13 protein-coding genes and 1 tRNA gene are annotated in these 16122 nt (G+C 44.1%); 3 read left to right on the forward strand and 11 right to left on the reverse strand.

Features of this window, described 5'->3' with window-relative positions:
• Nucleotides 1–66: 66 nt before the first annotated feature.
• The 6 genes from ACY652_RS04925 to ACY652_RS04950 all read right to left on the reverse strand — a co-directional run bounded on the left by ACY652_RS04925 (nt 67) and on the right by ACY652_RS04950 (nt 2838).
• The gene (locus ACY652_RS04925) at nt 67–267 is read right to left on the reverse strand and encodes an EVE domain-containing protein (protein ID WP_462266896.1); all 201 of its coding nucleotides are present in this window, start codon (nt 265–267) and stop codon (nt 67–69) included.
• 11 nt (nt 268–278) lie between these two features.
• A complete protein-coding gene (locus ACY652_RS04930) occupies nt 279–608 on the reverse strand; it encodes an antibiotic biosynthesis monooxygenase family protein (protein WP_462266898.1) in 330 nt (109 codons plus the stop codon).
• Between the two features lie 47 nt (nt 609–655).
• Complete coding sequence (locus ACY652_RS04935; protein WP_462266899.1) at nt 656–787, reverse strand: hypothetical protein; 132 nt, start codon at nt 785–787, stop codon at nt 656–658.
• Between the two features lie 182 nt (nt 788–969).
• The gene (locus tag ACY652_RS04940) at nt 970–1500 is read right to left on the reverse strand and encodes a hypothetical protein (protein ID WP_462266900.1); all 531 of its coding nucleotides are present in this window, start codon (nt 1498–1500) and stop codon (nt 970–972) included.
• Between the two features lie 176 nt (nt 1501–1676).
• Entirely contained in the window at nt 1677–1967 is a 291-nt protein-coding gene (locus ACY652_RS04945; protein ID WP_462266901.1) for an antibiotic biosynthesis monooxygenase family protein, read from the reverse strand.
• Nucleotides 1968–2046: 79 nt separating this feature from the next.
• Nucleotides 2047–2838: a helix-turn-helix domain-containing protein gene (locus ACY652_RS04950; RefSeq protein ID WP_462266902.1), complete on the reverse strand. Its 792-nt coding sequence runs from the start codon at nt 2836–2838 to the stop codon at nt 2047–2049.
• Nucleotides 2839–3462: 624 nt separating this feature from the next.
• Between ACY652_RS04950 and ACY652_RS04955 the strand changes: the two genes are divergently transcribed.
• Together ACY652_RS04955 and ACY652_RS04960 are read left to right on the forward strand one after the other, a co-directional pair.
• Nucleotides 3463–4941 (forward strand): family 43 glycosylhydrolase, encoded by a 1479-nt coding sequence (locus tag ACY652_RS04955; protein WP_462266903.1) that lies wholly within the window; start codon nt 3463–3465, stop codon nt 4939–4941.
• Between the two features lie 175 nt (nt 4942–5116).
• Nucleotides 5117–6001 carry an AraC family transcriptional regulator gene (locus ACY652_RS04960; RefSeq protein ID WP_462266904.1) on the forward strand — a complete coding sequence of 295 codons (885 nt, stop codon included), beginning with the start codon at nt 5117–5119 and terminating at the stop codon, nt 5999–6001.
• A 606-nt stretch (nt 6002–6607) separates the two neighbouring features.
• Here the strand turns inward: ACY652_RS04960 and ACY652_RS04965 are convergent.
• From ACY652_RS04965 to metG, 5 genes are all read right to left on the reverse strand, one after another.
• A complete protein-coding gene (locus tag ACY652_RS04965) occupies nt 6608–7516 on the reverse strand; it encodes a hypothetical protein (protein ID WP_462266905.1) in 909 nt (302 codons plus the stop codon).
• Between the two features lie 18 nt (nt 7517–7534).
• Entirely contained in the window at nt 7535–9112 is a 1578-nt protein-coding gene (locus tag ACY652_RS04970; RefSeq protein ID WP_462266906.1) for a SusD/RagB family nutrient-binding outer membrane lipoprotein, read from the reverse strand.
• Nucleotides 9113–9120: 8 nt separating this feature from the next.
• Entirely contained in the window at nt 9121–12246 is a 3126-nt protein-coding gene (locus tag ACY652_RS04975; RefSeq protein WP_462266907.1) for a SusC/RagA family TonB-linked outer membrane protein, read from the reverse strand.
• Nucleotides 12247–12933: 687 nt separating this feature from the next.
• Nucleotides 12934–13005: transfer RNA gene (locus ACY652_RS04980), tRNA-Arg, on the reverse strand.
• A 108-nt stretch (nt 13006–13113) separates the two neighbouring features.
• The gene (metG, locus tag ACY652_RS04985; protein WP_462266908.1) at nt 13114–15180 is read right to left on the reverse strand and encodes a methionine--tRNA ligase; all 2067 of its coding nucleotides are present in this window, start codon (nt 15178–15180) and stop codon (nt 13114–13116) included.
• 41 nt (nt 15181–15221) lie between these two features.
• Between metG and ACY652_RS04990 the strand changes: the two genes are divergently transcribed.
• On the forward strand, nt 15222–16121 hold the full coding sequence (locus ACY652_RS04990; protein ID WP_462266910.1) for a S66 peptidase family protein: 900 nt from the start codon (nt 15222–15224) through the stop codon (nt 16119–16121).
• Nucleotide 16122 lies beyond the last annotated feature (1 nt).

The following is a 16122-nucleotide window of genomic DNA, read 5'->3' on the forward strand; positions in this document are numbered from 1 at the left end:
CTGCTTCCGTTATTTTTTAAATACTACAGCCCAACAATATGGATTAAAGTTTTCGGCCGCATCAGGTTAATAAGGTTCTTCACCGGTTACTTGCCCGAGTGCGGTTAATTTTTGCAATGGGTTACCAGCCTCATAGCCATCCTTTGCTGAGTAAAATACAATCCACCCTCTTTTTGAAGGTTTACCCATCAAATCTTTCCGTTCGTGGCCAGCCTGTGCAAAGCCGTCCGCAACGCCTTTCAGCACATGGTCGCAGCTTTGCGGCAATAAGAAAGCACTTAGTCGTTGCTGCCATCCGTCCAGATAGTGCCATAGGTTACTGGCCTGAACTCTATGGCAAGGCCTGCTGCCGTTTTTAAGTGTTCCTTTACTTCCGGAGCGGCAAGCACTTTCTGATAATCCTCCACCGATGCCCACTGTGCATAGTTGGTTACCGTTTTGCCGTCATCGCCCATGTGGATATTGGCAGAAATGTAGCCTTGCATTTTGCTCATCACTTTTTCACTTGCTTCTACCAGGCTGTCAAATAATTCTTTTTGCTTTGCAGGCTCTACTGTAAAAACATTAATGAGTGTGCAGATATTCTTGTTGCTGTCGATTGTTGTCATGATTGTGAGATTTTATGTGAAATATATTTTGCTGAAACTCAAGTTTTTTATTGTGGAATTATATTTTGTGGCATAGATAGCTCATACCGGCGGATGATAAACTTTCCGCCACTGTGCTCAAGGTTCCAGTTGGCCCGTATGATCTGGTTAAAGGGGCGGCTAAGCTTAGATGTTAACATCAGTATTTGAATAAAATGCAGATTTGACACAAGCAACCTGATTGCCATAAAAATGCCATACGTTTTCATTGTAACCTCATTTGCTGCTATAAAGCATTTGTACTTTTTGTAAGTGAAGGTTATTCTGCCGATACCATAGTTATTATAGTCTTACAGGGCAGATTAGCGTTGCTGTAAGGAATCTACTCAATGAGCCTTGCTATTTGTTTGATATATAAAAAAAATAGTATGCCGATAAATAAAAAATATATAAATGTATACCAAAAAAACCCCTGGAGATTTAGAAACGAGTTGGTATAAACCAACAAAATCAAACTGGCAAATACAAAAATCAGGGAAAGAGCGAAACTCTTTATCGTCATTCCCTTTATAGCGTCATAACTCTTTTGATTGGTGCGCAGGTTATTAAGGTCATACTTATTAGATGCTTCACCTAAATTATTTTTTTGAATTATTTCTTTTAGCAAGTTAATGCCCGCATTATTACGATCATAAATTTTTTCAAGTAAATGATAGTTTTCTCTGGCAATATATTCGTTTAGCGAAGTAAGGCCATTCATTTTTCTATTTAAAATAAGATCTTTCAAAAGACTTATCTCCTCATTAATGTTTTGCAGGCGAAAAGTTGAAAAAACACCAAGTAAACCGGTTAAAGTAGCTATTATTGTTGCTGCTGCAGAAAAAAGAAAATATAATATCTCAGCATTCGGCATTTTCTAATTATCAAAGGTTTAAACAAAAAACAATGATTTGCAGATGAAGTAACTAAAGTTATCCCAGTTGCAAATCATTGAAGAAATTTCATTTCGATTAAAGTGAGTAATTTAAGAAAGTTCAATTTGAACTTTCTTAAATTACTCACAAAGAAAAGCATATCGAAACGGTAGTACTATTCAAGAATTTCACCGATGAAGCCAGTTGGGCCGTTACCAAGAAGTTCCTTAGCCCGTGTTATCTTCGCGTCATTGTTATATTTTGTCAGAACCGCCTCTGCCTTTTGCCGGTCACTCCAGTGTGTATTAACCATCAAGTGATTGGGGTCGGAAACATCTTGGATTACCTCGTGCCCTAAATAACCCTCCTTTGAGGGCATATCGTTTCCAATGGCCGTTGCGAGGGGAAGCCCTTCGTTAATTGTATCGGCAGAAAATTTAAATTCAAAAAATGATTTTACGCTCATGATATTATTTGTTTAACAGTAAACTTACTAACTGATTTAAAATCTTACCATGGCAATATCATGGCTATAATTGTACAATTCAATGTTTTTTGCTTCGGAAGCCCTGAGGGCTTAAGCCTTCGTGCTTTTTAAATACTTTACAAAAATAAGCAGGGTCATCATAACCTACTACATAGGTAATCTCTTTAACGGTTAATGTAGTATGAATCAGCAATCTTTTCGCTTCCATCACAATTTCATTTTTTATCCAGTAACTTACCGGAAATCCGGTACTCTTTTTAATAGTTTCATTAAGATAATTTTGAGTGATATTCAACTTTTTTGCATATGCAGAAGGGCTTTTTAGAAACCGGAAATTTTCGGTAAGTACTCTCCTGAACTGATGGGTTATTTGTTTGGATCGTAACTTTTTTTGAACAAAACTATTTTGCTGACTATAGCCACTCGCAATAATACCCATAAATGCCTGTAAGAGTGTGTTTGTTATTTGGCTGTCAAATTTGGCGTTTATGCTGTTTCCGATTCTGTTATTGATTATGCTCAGGATTGACTGGCATTGTTTAAATAAATTTGGATGTAACATTAATGGCGTTTGTAGTCCTAATTCACCTTCAAAAATGTTTCTGAACTCCATGGATACTAACTGACTATCGATAGCCAAGTACCAACCTTGCACGCATTGATCATAAACTCGATGGCTGATCTGACCCGGGAATGCATAATATACGAGGCTTGCATTCAAACAAATTTTTTCAAAGTCAACCATAAGCATAGCACTGCCTTTTTCTAATAGTAGAAAAACATAGTGGTCGTTACGCTGGATGTTAACTTCATTGTAAGCATAAGGCATATCATCCATTTCAAATCGCATAATGTCAATTTTCAAGCCGGATCGCTCTGACAAAAGATGAATAGGTATTGACTTCACTTGCTTAATATCTCTTTTAAATTAATTTGTTGATAATGCAGATTTCAAAGGTGAAGAGCATGCAATGATATTGACATTAATATAACTGATTTGAAAAAGCCTTGCAAAATTGAAGTAACCCCAACTGAATGTACCTACAGGTTTAATTTATCTTCCTATAGCTACCCACTATCGAATAAGGTTAAAAGTACCTGGCCAAGACACCGGATTGCTTTGTTGCAATTTGTCAATCAAAATTAATTTGATACACAACTAAGAAAAATACATTTTTTGATATTTGATTTACATATTTTGACAATTTGACGCATGCTTTATAGCCGTTTTATTAGCATAGAAAGTGTTATGTGTATTTTATACCAACTACCGTAGATATCAAAAAACACATCACAAATGTCAAAATATATAAAACCGGAAAGAATATATGTTGAATATTAGCGAGCTTAAAGCCATTTTTAACCGGCGGAGATACTGCCGTATAAACATTCTGCTATGAAACTTAAGAAAAAAAAATTGTTGCCAATATTGCTATTTTTCTTAATCACAATAACTTGTGATTGTATCTCAGGCGTGGGATTCGCCCAGGCTGAGCGCAAACCGGCAAATCTTGTTATTACTAATTTTGATAAGCAAGCCAACCAGGTTATCCGTTACAGCAACGTAGGCGATGCCATTGACGCTCATGACGGCGAAATTGCTTTATTTAACGGCACTTACTATTTGTATGGCACCAGTTACGATTGCGGTTTTGAATGGCAAAATAAAAATGCAGCATTTTGTGGTTTCAAGGTTTATGCGTCAAAAGACATGCAGAACTGGACTGATAAGGGTTATCTGTTTGATGCAAGCTCAAAGATTTGGCAAAGCCGTTGCAACGGCAATACATATGGCTGCTTTCGTCCTCATGTTATCTTCAACAGCAAAACCAGATTGTATGTGTTATGGATCAATGTTTACGACAATGTATCCGGCTACAGGGTTTTTACGAGCAAATTACCGGTTGGCCCTTTTACAGAAGTTGCCGAGCCTAAAGTTGCGGTAAACTCAACCGCACCGGCCGGTAGTTTGAACAATGGAGACCACGATACCTTTGTGGATGATGACGGTACGGCTTACCTTGCCTATACCGATTGGCGTACAAATGGTTCCATTGTGATTGAAAAACTTAGCGGCGACTATTTAACTGGTACAGGAAAGGTAGCGAGAGCCGTTACTGATGGCAGCACCGAAGCCCCGGGCATGTTTAAAAGAAACGGCATTTACTATGTAGTTTACTCTGATCCCAACTGCGGTTACTGCTCAGGTACCGGCGCTTCGTACAAAACAGCTTCATCTCCGCTTGGACCGTGGTCTGCCGGTAAGAAGATCAGTGATAATTCGTGTGGCGGGCAGCCTTCATTTGTATCAACTATAAAGCTCGGCACGGGCAACATATATCTCTTCGGTAGCGACCTTTGGAACAATGCCGCAAAAAACGAAGCGCTGGCTAACTACTATTGGGCACCGCTTACCTTTAATCCGGATGGCTCGATCATCCCGATGACCTGCGATCAGCCTTTTAAAGTTACCGGCAGTAAAGTAACGCGGGCGAAAGGCGGAACGATAATAACCAACATCAAAGGTTTAAATGACATTGCCGGTACTGTTAAACGGTCGCAATCATTTATAGCCAATAAAAGCGGCATATTAACATTAATCCAGCTGCCCGTCTACAAAGCAGGCGCCGTAAATGCCGGCTTAAGTGTTGCTATTTATCGGGCAGACAACGATGGCAACCTGACAGGTGCCGCCCTGGTTAACAAAACCATTGAAGAAAAACATGTAGGTTGGTCAATTAAACGCCAAACTGTTCACCCGAAAATTAAGGTTGTTAAAGGCGGTACTTATTGCGTTGTACTGTCGTCGCCAACAACTGCGGGCGGTTATGGATATATATATCATGATGAAAAAGTAAGCAATGCCAAAATAGTGTTTGGCAAACTGCAGGGAGATAACTTTGCGAAAGAGCATGGAAAACTCCTTGACTTTGACATCATGATAAGAAAATAACTTCTATTTAAGCGAGCAGTAATACTACTTTTTGCATTTTATTTGTAATTTTTGATGGTGGGTTTGTGAGCAAAATAAATGTAACTGTTTTAGTACATTAAAATCAGTTAATGATAATGGCGCTCATCTTTGCAGGCATACCCATTTGCTATTTTGCCATCAATAATATACCTTAATGATCAATTATTACAAATATTTGCCGGCAAGCCGAGAAGACGAGAATTGGGGGCTTTGCGTTTTAAATACCGGCTGCACCCATATTGAGGCAACGGGTTTATATCCGGTAAAGAATCATCCGGCACATCATTACTTTAACTGGGCCATTGGCAGAGTATTAAATGAGTACCAGATCATATACATCACCCAGGGTAAAGGCATTTTTGAATCTGACAGCTGCAAACGCCGTGAGATAAAAGCAGGTACTATCATTATCCTTTTTCCCGGAGAAAGGCACCGCTATAAACCTGACAGTAAAACCGGCTGGGACGAATACTGGATAGGTATAAAAGGTGAAATTATTGATAACTTGTTGAAAAAGAACTTTCTTCGCCGCGAAAACCCAAGTATTTACATCGGCTTTAACGAAGGCATACTTAACCTCTTCCACAATATCATTGAAGTGACAAAAAGAGAAGACGCTGGCTATCAGCCTCTAATATCAGGTGCAGTGCTGCACCTGATCGGTAGTTTTCATTTTGTTCTTAAACAAAATGCGGCAGAGTGTAAGGAGAAAGAAATTATCATCAGTAAGGCAAGACTCTTGTTCCGATCCAACATTGCCAATGATTTTTCTCCTGAGCAGGCGGCCGGCGAATTGCAGGTTGGTTATTCCTGGTTCAGAAAGGCGTTCAAAAATTCCACGGGCCTTTCGCCTGGACAATATTATTTACAGTTGAAGGTAGAGCGAGCTAAAGAGCTTTTGAGTAATCCAAAAATTCCGATTAAACAAATTGCTTATGACCTGCGGATCGGCAGTTATTATTATTTTTCAAAAATGTTTAAGGAGAGAACTGGCACAACACCTACTGATTACCGTAAACGGGTATTAAGCTTATTGTAATATTAGGCGTACATCACTGCATTTAAGCATAATGATAAGGATTTTTTGAGTCTGTTAAAGCTTGATGAATGTTGAACAACGTCTTAATATTTGCACATATATCATTACATTTCGGCGTGTAATTTACGAGAGAAATTAAGCAAGGTGCTTTTCGAAAAAACAAATGATGTAACGCTCTATACTAAAGTTTTAAAAGATATGAACCTCCTGATCAGCAAGTCACTAATACCGATTGGTTAGAGTGGGTGATTGATCAGCTTTAGCAAGAATTTTGCCGGAACTTGATGGTACAACACTCGAACCATTTGTTGAATCACTAACTCAATATATTTCAAACAGGCTAACTCGCTAATTATTCAATATCATTCAAATTTTACCTGTAGCTACCCCTATGATGCAAAAAACGCAGCTTCTATGTGAGAAACTGCGTTGCTAATAAAACTGATAAGCGTTTAAATGTATACCCATGACCAAGTACTACAAATGAACATTCTATAAAATTAATTTCATATTATTCGGGCAGTCGAAAGGCCTCACCAGTTGCTTTTTATGATGCAAAACAGCGCCCAGCCCAATTGCCGGAGCGCTTTGTGTTATAGCAAGTAGCTATTTGTTAGTATAAAAAGTGATACCTGCCGGGTTGTAATAAATTTCGGGTATGGTATTACCGGGCGGAATGGTAGGCCTTGCTGAGGCGCGCAGCGTAATGCTGGTGCCGGGTACAGCATAATCAGCCGCCAAGCCACGGCCGATAATGGTATAATACCGGCCCGGCGTTAAGGCAATAGCGCTTGATACTGTACCTAAGTTGGTAGCTGTGCCCGTAAGCTTTAGCTGAAAGGTGTAGCTGGTGGTACTTGACGGATTTACATCCACTGCAATAAAATCGGTTACGGTGCCATAACTGATATTGGTAGTAAGCGTTTTGGCAGTGGCGGTACCGCCGGTTGGCGTATAAGTACCCGTCATATCTACCGCATTACCGTTAGGTATCATATACGCCAAACGGATGTATGCTTTGCCGCTTTGCACATCTGGAAACTTATCCTCCACTACTCTGGTTGTTAAGCCGTTCGTGGCAGCGCCGGGCAGCCCCATAGTAAATATAGAGTAAGCGCCGTCGCCAACGGTAGCTTGATTTGCCGTACCTACAGCAGTACCCGGAACTACGGTTTGTGCGCTCTTTAAGGCAGGTACCGGTGCAGAGGTTTCTACCTTAATGGCGGTACTGCCCGCGGCCACTTCTGTATAATTGCTGCTTGGAAACGTACCCTGATACACATAACCGGTGGTGATGGAGGTTGGAATAAGGTTATCAGTAACAGTAACTGCCAGCAGCGGGCTAATCCGGGTATTATTGATAAAACCGTTAAGCGCAGGCACACCAGGTGCTACGTGTACAAATTTAATACGTGCGCCGGTAGAGATGGTACCGGGCTGCGTAATGGTATTCTTTTTACAACCGGCCATAGCAGATAAAAGCAGGCCGAGCGCCATATAGATCGTTTTTTTCATTCTTTCTGTTTTTATAGCTTATGGTAAAATAAACCAGGGTTGTTTGGTATGGTAATCTGCATTGAGTGCACCAATAGCCTGAAGCGCTGGTACATTCCAGATGTATTCTGAATTGTAGCGCGGCCTGAAAAGATATACCTGTTTACCCGCGTTATCAGGAAACAAGGTGCTTGGTTTGGTAAAGCCCTGAAAGATATTGGTGTCATACTGGTAACGGCGCTCATCGGCCCAGGCTTCAAACGAACCCCACACAAACAGGGAAATGAACTTCTGCTGTAGAATATCGCTTAGCTGCAGGGCTGCGGCTGTGCGCACAGCCGGCCCGGTTAGGTAAGTGCTTTGTGCTGTTGCTGAAATGTAGTTTTGCGTACCGGTAAGCGATTTACCAATCGGCGGGTTGCTTACAAAATCGAGGCTGCCTTTTACGCCATTCATATAGGCCGCATATGCCCCAGCCCGATCACCTTTTTTAAACAGGGCTTCTGCTTTCATGAATTGCAGTTCGCTGTAGGTCATCAACACCCCGCGCGAATTATCATTAAAAATATACTTGCCGGAAGCTGTTGCATTGGCCGTAGTGGCCCCGGCCATTGTTGGGATGGAAGTATTGGCATCGTTTACATTAGGATCGCCCAACGGCGGGACAATACCGCGGTAAACACCATCTTTACTTGCCGATAGCAGTAAAGGCAGGCGCGGGTCAAGCGTGTTGCTTGGCGAAGCTGCTCCTGTAAAGATGCGGCCATCCAGTAATCTCACAATATAATCAGACTGGCGAAAGCTGGGCAGGTTGGCACGGGTAGGGCCCCAGAAGTTGGAGTCGCCTGATTGTGTACCAGCAGCTTCAACACTGGCATTATCTATATTGGCAGTAAAGGAACTGTCTACATACTTAGTTACCAGATCGGCGTTAAAGCTTGGTTTATTGCTCTGATGCAGCATATTCTGCGCTAAAATGGCATAGATAAACTTTTTCCATTTGCTGCGGTCGCCGTAATACATGTAATCGCCTTTAGCCAGTGTAGTAGATGTAGCTATTCCTCCATCATTTTGTATCGCCAGGTTCAGGTAGTTTAATGCTATGCGGCAATCTTTTACTACCTCGGCATACACATATGCCGGGTTATCATAATCAAAAGAGGTACGGGTAGGTTCAAAAGCTTCCTTTACAATCATGTAGTCGTACAGGTCGCTGCCGTTTTGCCATCCCCAGGCGCGTAAAGCCCAGGCCACACCTAAATAATCTATCTTGTTGGTCTTGGTGGCATTATCTATCATCAGGTTTACGTTCTGCCCCAGGCTAAAGTACACAGTGCGCCACATTTCGCCCCCGGCATCGCTGGCAGCGGCGTAACCTTCCTGGTCCCAAACATTGTTGGCTGCAGGCGAGGCCCAGGTTTGCGAGTACTGCCCCGTATAACGGCTGTCAAACCATACACCACGGGCCATGCCTGCCTGTATAGGCGGCAGCAGGGTACTGGCATCAACCGCAGTGGGCGCATTGGGGTTGGTGTTAACATCAATATATTTTTTACAACTGCTTACTGCGCCAAGGGCAAACAGGGCAATTAAGGTATATAGGATTTTTTTCATCATGATATGCATTATAATCTTACTCTTAAACCAAAAGAGATAGTGCGGGGCGTAGCTACGGTACCGAAATCGAAACCGGCAGCACCAGAGCCGCGTGTTGACGTGTTATTACCGTTCACATCAGGGTCGGCACCGGAGTAATTGGTGATTAAGAACAAATCAGTTCCGGTTACAAATACGCTGGCTTGCTTAAATACATTCTGCCTTTTCAGCAGGCTGTTAGGCAAGGTATAGCTTAACGTTACATCCCTTAAGCGCATCCAGTTGATATTGTGTTCTACAAAGTCCGACTCGGTGGCCAACAGGTAGTAGTTGTTCTGGTAGTAAGGCGTTACCTGTATGGTGTTAGCCGTAGGATTAGTGGAATTTTCATTACCATCGCGCAGTACGCCCGGAATTACACGGGCCTGTTGCCGGTCGAGCGTACGGGCGCTCAGGCCGTAGCGGGTCAGGAACAGCTCATTACCGTTAAACACATCGCCGCCCTTACGAAAATCCAGCAGGAACGAGAGGTTTATGCCCTTATAACTGAAGTTGTTCACAAAACCTACCATAAATTTAGGCTGGCGGTCGCCCTGGGTTACAAAGGTACCATTTGATATAGGCAGGCCGGTAGTAGGGTCAATCAGTATCTGGCCGGTATTGTTACGGGCATAAGTAAAGGTGGCAATGTTAGTTAAGCTGCTGCCCGGAAAGAGGCTGGCGCGGGCATTGCCATACAGCCAGGTATCGGAGTTGTAGTATTCAGGCAGGGCCAGGCTAAGCACCTTGCTACGGTTAAGCGTAAAGTTTACCGCAGTGTTCCAGGTAAAATTTTTGTTTTTTACCGGTACAGCCGTTAATTGTACCTCAATACCTTTATTCTGTATAGAACCACCATTGATCAGTTTCAAAACAAAGCCCGAGCCATAGCTCAAACGCGGGTCATAGATTTGGTCGTTAGCACGGTATTTATACAAGCTGACTTCGGCGCCTAAACGGCCTCCGAAGAATTGCAGCTCGGTGCCCAGTTCCATCTGGTTATCCTTTTCGGGGCGCAACAGCGGGTTGGCGCCGGTTACATCATAGGCAAAGCCGCCGCCGGTAGTAGCCTGCTGCACCAGGCTGGATAAAATCTTGTAAGGTGCATAAGGGTCTTTACCTACACTGGCATAGGAAAAGCGCAGTTTACCAAAGGATAAAACCGAATTTCCTTTGAGGCCCGGCAGTTCAGTAAAATTAAAACCTGCACCTATCGACGGATAGAAATAAGAAGAATTATTAGTGCCGCTTAAACGCGATGAATAATCATAACGACCGGTAGCGTTCAAGGTGAACAGCTCCTTCCATACTACGCTTAAGCGGGCAATCTCACCTATACGGCGGGTTACCGATAAAAAGCTGGAGTTGCGCTGCGTGGTAGGTGTGGTATTGTTGATACTATTGAAATCGGGTTGCAAAAATTTCTCCCCGTAAAAGCCGTTAACCTGGTCGCGGTTCTCATATATTTCTGCACCCACCGCCAATGTGGTACGAAAATCACCAAATGTTTTCTTGGCTGTAGCAAAAAGCGACCCATTGGTAAGCAAATTTACATCAGTATAATTATCAATAATACCGCCCGAAGTGATACCGGTAGTGCTGGCAAAGCTATTTAAGGCGCTGTTTTGATATGAAGCGCTGTACTGGCTCAGCAGGTTATTGCCATTGGTAGCATAAAAATCAATACCCAGTAAACCGCGCAGGTTTAACCAGGGCGCAGGATCATATGATAGGTCCACATTACCCACACCACGGTTGGTTTTATCGCGGCTGATGTTATTATGTGCACTCCAGATGGGGTTATCAAAATCAACCGTAGCATCTGCCGTTACGTTGGTAGTAGGCGATGGCAGCAGCAGGCGGCGGGTACCGTCAGGATTGAGATAATTATTTACATCATCATTGGTAGGCCAGGTAAGCGCTGAAATATAGGTACCGGAGTTTCCCTTATTCAGCTTGCGGTTATCAATACTAAAATAATTGAATGTGGCGCTGCTGGTTAGCTTGGGTGTAAGTTTAGCCGAACCTGCAAAACGCAGCGAAAACTTATCGTTATAAGCCACCGGCAATATACCGCCGGTATGACGGTACTGCGAGGAGATACGGTAAGTGGCGGTTTCGCTCCCTCCCTCCAAAGCTATATTATGCTGCTGGCTGAAACCGGTTTGAAATACATTGCGCAGGTTATCGTACGTGGTAGTTCCTGGCGCATAGGCAGGGCCGAAAGCGGTTCTTACCAATGGGTTAAGGTACCCGTTGGTGCCCGGCCCAAACTGGCTTTGTATTTTCGGAAAACGGTAGGCATCAGAAAAACTGAAGGCATTATCGTAGCTCAGTACACCGGCTGTGCCTGACCTGCCCTTTTTGGTGGTAATCACAATGGCGCCGCCGGCCGCATCAGAACCATATACCGCTGCAGCATCTGCGCCCTTTAAAACGGTAAGGTTTTCAATATCGTCAGGGTTTAAGTCGGCAATACGGTTGGTGAAATCTGAACGGCGGTTATCACCGTTCGAGGTAAGTGATCCCTGACTTAAAGGGTCGTTTTGCACACGTATACCATCAATTACAAACAAGGGCTGGTTGCTGGCCCCTATGGATGTGATACCGCGCAGTACAATGGAGGCTGATGCACCCGGTAACCCGCTGGTACTGGTTACGTTGGCACCGGCTACTCGGCCCTGCAAGGCGTTCACCACATTCTCGCGGCGGGTGTTGAGCACATCAGCGCCTTTAACCACTTGTACAGATGAGGTAAGGTCGCGTTTATCCTGCCTTACGCCAAAGCCGGTAGTTACCACCACCTCTTGCAGGCTTTTAACATCGTTTTGTAACTGCACATTAATCACAGTTTGTGTACCTACCGAACGTTCGGCAGTAACGGTGCCCACAAAGGAAAACACCAGCGTTTGCCCGTTGGCCGCAGTAATGGTATACTGCCCGTTGCCATTGGTACTGGTGGCTGTAGTGCTGCCCTTAATTTTTACTGTAACACCTGGCAGAGGGCTGCCATCATCAGCGGCGGTTACATTTCCGGTAATGGTTTTCACTTGTGCCATTACCTGCACAGCACCGCAAAAACATACCAGAAGTAAGGAGAGTAGAAGTTTCTTCATACACACATGGTTTTAAATTAAAATTTGTAAATAAATCAACGATTCTTGGCTTATACTGCAGCTTAATGCAACTATCAAGTGCATAATTAAGAAAAAAACACATTGAAAGCTTCGCTGAAATTATAAAAACGAATCAAAATAAAAAAATATTTAATTTTCTAACGATGTAAGCCAATTCATATACACCGAACTGAAACATCGAAATAATACGTTATACGCATTTATGTGAATCGCAAAGCACCAATGCGCATGTTGTGACTCAATTTTGAGTTACCGGGTATCATGAATCGTTGGTGTAACTAATTTTGCCTCCTACATGCAAAAGCTGCTTTATGTTTACCAATACTATTTATGACAACATCTTTCAGGAAATTTTACTTGTTACCACGCGGTTTCCCTTTTCATTAAGCATCAACTAACTTCACAGTCAATATGTAGTGCATAACATATTAAACTACATAACACCTTCTGAATAGTCGACTTTGAAAATCAAGTTAAAAAATAACAGACACCTCAGACACAGTTCAAACACCTGGCTAAAGCATCGTCATTTAACATTAGTGAATTTTTCTATACTTGGCTCAAACCGGCTCATTCCTTACCCATTCAATATCACTCGAATTTTACCTGTTGCTCGCCCAATAACGCAAAAAACGCAGCCTCCTATGATAGAAACTGCGTTATTAGTAGCCCCGACGGGAATCGAACCCATATCTAAAGTTTAGGAAACTTCTATTCTATCCGTTGAACTACGGGGCCGGATTGTAGTTATTGTGCAAATATAGTTTAATGTGCAGATATGCGGATGTGAAGATGTGCACTTTTTAATTCTTTCCATCCGCATGTCTGCACACCTGCACATCAGTATCATCGTACTACCGAGCCATTATGCAAATCATCTACAGGCGATACAAAGCTCAGCTTACCCTCAGCATTTTCGGCCATTAAAATCATGCCTTGCGACAGGATACCTTTGATTTCCCGTGGCTCTAAGTTGACCAATATGCTTACCTGTTTACCAATAATAGCCTCCGGCTCGTAATGCTCGGCAATGCCGGATACCACCGTGCGCTGGTCGATACCGGTATCAATGGTGAGCTTAAGCAGTTTTTTGGTTTTGGCTACTTTTTCAGCCGTCAGGATGGTGCCGGTGCGGATATCCATTGCGGCAAACTGCTCATAGTTGATATTTTCCTTAGCCGGTGTGGCTATTGGGGTTTCTTCCTGCATGGTAGGGGTGGCTTGCTGTGTTTTGGCTTGTAATTTTTGTATCTGTTTATCAATCACCTCGTCTTCCAGTTTTTCGAAAAGCAGGGAGGCTGGGTTAAGCTGATGGCCGTTGGTAATAATTATTTCTTCATCAAAGTACACCACTTCACCCGGCCAGTTCAGCATGTTAAATATTTTCCGGGTGGTATCCGGCAGAAAAGGCTGAAATGCTGTAGCCAGATGCCCGATCAGCACCAAACAGTTGTGCAGGGCAGCTTTAGCCTGCTCCGGGTTGGTCTTGATGGTTTTCCAGGGCTCCTGCTCAGTTAAATAGCGGTTACCCAGGCGGGCTATTTCCATAGCGGTTTGCTGCGCCTGGCGAAACTTGTAGCTTTCGAAGCTTTGTTCCAGCTCATCGTACAGGCGGCTAACTTCGCTGTGTAAGGCGGTATCTGTAAACTCAAGTTTACCGCCCTCTGCTTCTACCTTTCCGCCGTAAAACTTATGCATCAGTATCATCACCCGGTTTACAAAGTTGCCTAATATGGCCACTAACTCGTTGTTTACACGGGCCTGGTAATCCTTCCAGGTAAATTCACTGTCGCTGGTTTCTGGGGCAATGGCGGTGAGGTAATAGCGTAATTCATCAATCCGGGTGGGGAAATCTTCCAGGTACTCGTGCATCTCAATGCTCCAGCCCCGGCTGGTCGACATCTTATCACCCTCCAGGTTCATAAACTCATTGGCCGGCACGTTCTGCGGTAAAATAAATTCGCCCTGCGCCTTCAGCATTACCGGAAACACAATGCAGTGGAACACGATATTATCCTTGCCGATAAAATGCACCAGCTTGGTATCTTTATCTTTCCAGTAAGGCTCCCAGTCCTTATTATTATCGATACCCCACTGCCGGGTGGCTGATATATAACCGATGGGCGCATCAAACCAAACGTACAGCACCTTGCCATCAGCACCTTCTACGGGTACTTTTATGCCCCAGTCCAGATCGCGGGTTACGGCGCGGGGGTGCAGGCCGCCGTCAATCCAGCTTTTACACTGGCCGTACACATTGGTTTTCCAATCATGGGCATGGCCATCCAATATCCATTCTTTTAAAAAGCCTTCGTACTTATCCAGCGGCAAATACCAGTGTTTGGTAGGGCGCTTTACCGGCTTGTTGCCGCTCAGGGTAGAGCGCGGGTCTATCAGTTCATCCGGACTAAGCGAGGTGCCGCAGCGCTCGCACTGGTCGCCATAGGCGTTCTCATTGCCGCAGTTGGGGCAGGTGCCCACAATATAACGGTCGGCCAAAAAAGCGCCGGCCTGCTCATCAAAATACTGCTCCGATTCTTTTTCTTCAAAAATGCCTTTATCGTTCAGGTTGGTAAAAAAATCCTGCGCCGTTTGGTGGTGCAGCGGCGAACTGGTGCGGTGATAGATATCGAACGAAATGTTCAGTTTGTCGAAACAGTATTTAATCAGCTCATGATATTTGTCGATAATGGCTTGCGGTGTAGTACCTTCCTTCATGGCCTGGTTGGCAATGGCGGTGCCGTGCTCGTCTGATCCGCATACAAACACCACATCGCGGCGTTTAAGGCGCAGGTAGCGGGCATATAAGTCGGCCGGAATGTAAGCGCCGGCCAGGTGACCAATGTGCTTGGGGCCGTTGGCATAAGGTAAGGCGGCCGTTAAGGTATATCGTTTATAATTTTGAGCTTCCACTATGTTCACTTACTTTTATCAGCCTGCAAAGATATTCAAATATGAGCATAACGCCCCCTTACTTACAAAAAGGCCACAAGGTAGCCATTACCTGCCCGGCCAAAAGGCTGCCCAAACCTATGGACGATGCCGTGGCCCTACTGCAAAGCTGGGAACTGGAAGTAGTGCTGGGCGATACCATTGAAGCCTCCTGGCACCAGTTTGCAGGCGATGATGCCCTGCGGGCAGCGGATATGCAGCGCTTTGTAAACGACGACAGCATTAAGGCCATTTTTGCTGCACGGGGCGGCTATGGCACCATCCGTATGGTGGATAGAGTGAATTTTAATGCATTGCAATCACATCCTAAATGGTTTATCGGCTTTAGCGATATTACCGTACTGCATGCCCACCTGCACGCCAACTATAACCTGCAAACACTGCATGGGCAAATGCCGGTAAACATCACCGAAGGTTCGGCGGCCTCGCTGGAAACGCTGCGCCAGGCCTTATTTGGTGAGGCGGTGAGCTATCAGTTTGCTCCGCATCCGCTTAACCGCACCGGCCATGCCGAAGGCCCGGTGGTGGGCGGCAACTTAATGATGCTGATTAGCATGTTAGGTTCAGTATCTGATTATAGCTACGATGGCAAAATCCTGTTTATTGAGGATGTAGGCGAGTATCTGTATGCCATTGACCGGATGCTGTACATCCTGAAACGCGCCGGCAAGCTGGCCAAACTGGCTGGGTTGATGGTGGGCGCATTTACCGATTTAAAGGATAATGATATCCCCTTCGGGCAAACCGTACCCGAAATGGTGATGAATGTGGTACAGGAATATAACTACCCGGTATGCTTTGATTTCCCTGCCGGGCACATACCAGATAACCAAACGCTGATTTTCGGGCGGCAGTTGCAGCTGGAGGTAGCAGCGGATGCAATAAAAGTCCACTATAGATAAT

The sequence above is a fragment of the Mucilaginibacter sp. genome, from assembly GCF_965200995.1.
Classification (GTDB): Bacteria; Bacteroidota; Bacteroidia; order Sphingobacteriales; family Sphingobacteriaceae; genus Mucilaginibacter.

Coding starts and splice junctions, on each gene's coding strand:
- ACY652_RS04930 (WP_462266898.1), bottom strand. CDS start 608: ATGACAACAATCGACAGCAACAAGAATATCTGCACACTCATTAATGTT.
- ACY652_RS04935 (WP_462266899.1), bottom strand. CDS start 787: ATGTTAACATCTAAGCTTAGCCGCCCCTTTAACCAGATCATACGGGCC.
- ACY652_RS04940 (WP_462266900.1), bottom strand. CDS start 1,500: ATGCCGAATGCTGAGATATTATATTTTCTTTTTTCTGCAGCAGCAACA.
- ACY652_RS04945 (WP_462266901.1), bottom strand. CDS start 1,967: ATGAGCGTAAAATCATTTTTTGAATTTAAATTTTCTGCCGATACAATT.
- ACY652_RS04950 (WP_462266902.1), bottom strand. CDS start 2,838: ATGCGATTTGAAATGGATGATATGCCTTATGCTTACAATGAAGTTAAC.
- ACY652_RS04960 (WP_462266904.1), top strand. CDS start 5,117: ATGATCAATTATTACAAATATTTGCCGGCAAGCCGAGAAGACGAGAAT.
- ACY652_RS04965 (WP_462266905.1), bottom strand. CDS start 7,516: ATGAAAAAAACGATCTATATGGCGCTCGGCCTGCTTTTATCTGCTATG.
- ACY652_RS04970 (WP_462266906.1), bottom strand. CDS start 9,112: ATGATGAAAAAAATCCTATATACCTTAATTGCCCTGTTTGCCCTTGGC.
- ACY652_RS04975 (WP_462266907.1), bottom strand. CDS start 12,246: ATGAAGAAACTTCTACTCTCCTTACTTCTGGTATGTTTTTGCGGTGCT.
- ACY652_RS04990 (WP_462266910.1), top strand. CDS start 15,222: ATGAGCATAACGCCCCCTTACTTACAAAAAGGCCACAAGGTAGCCATT.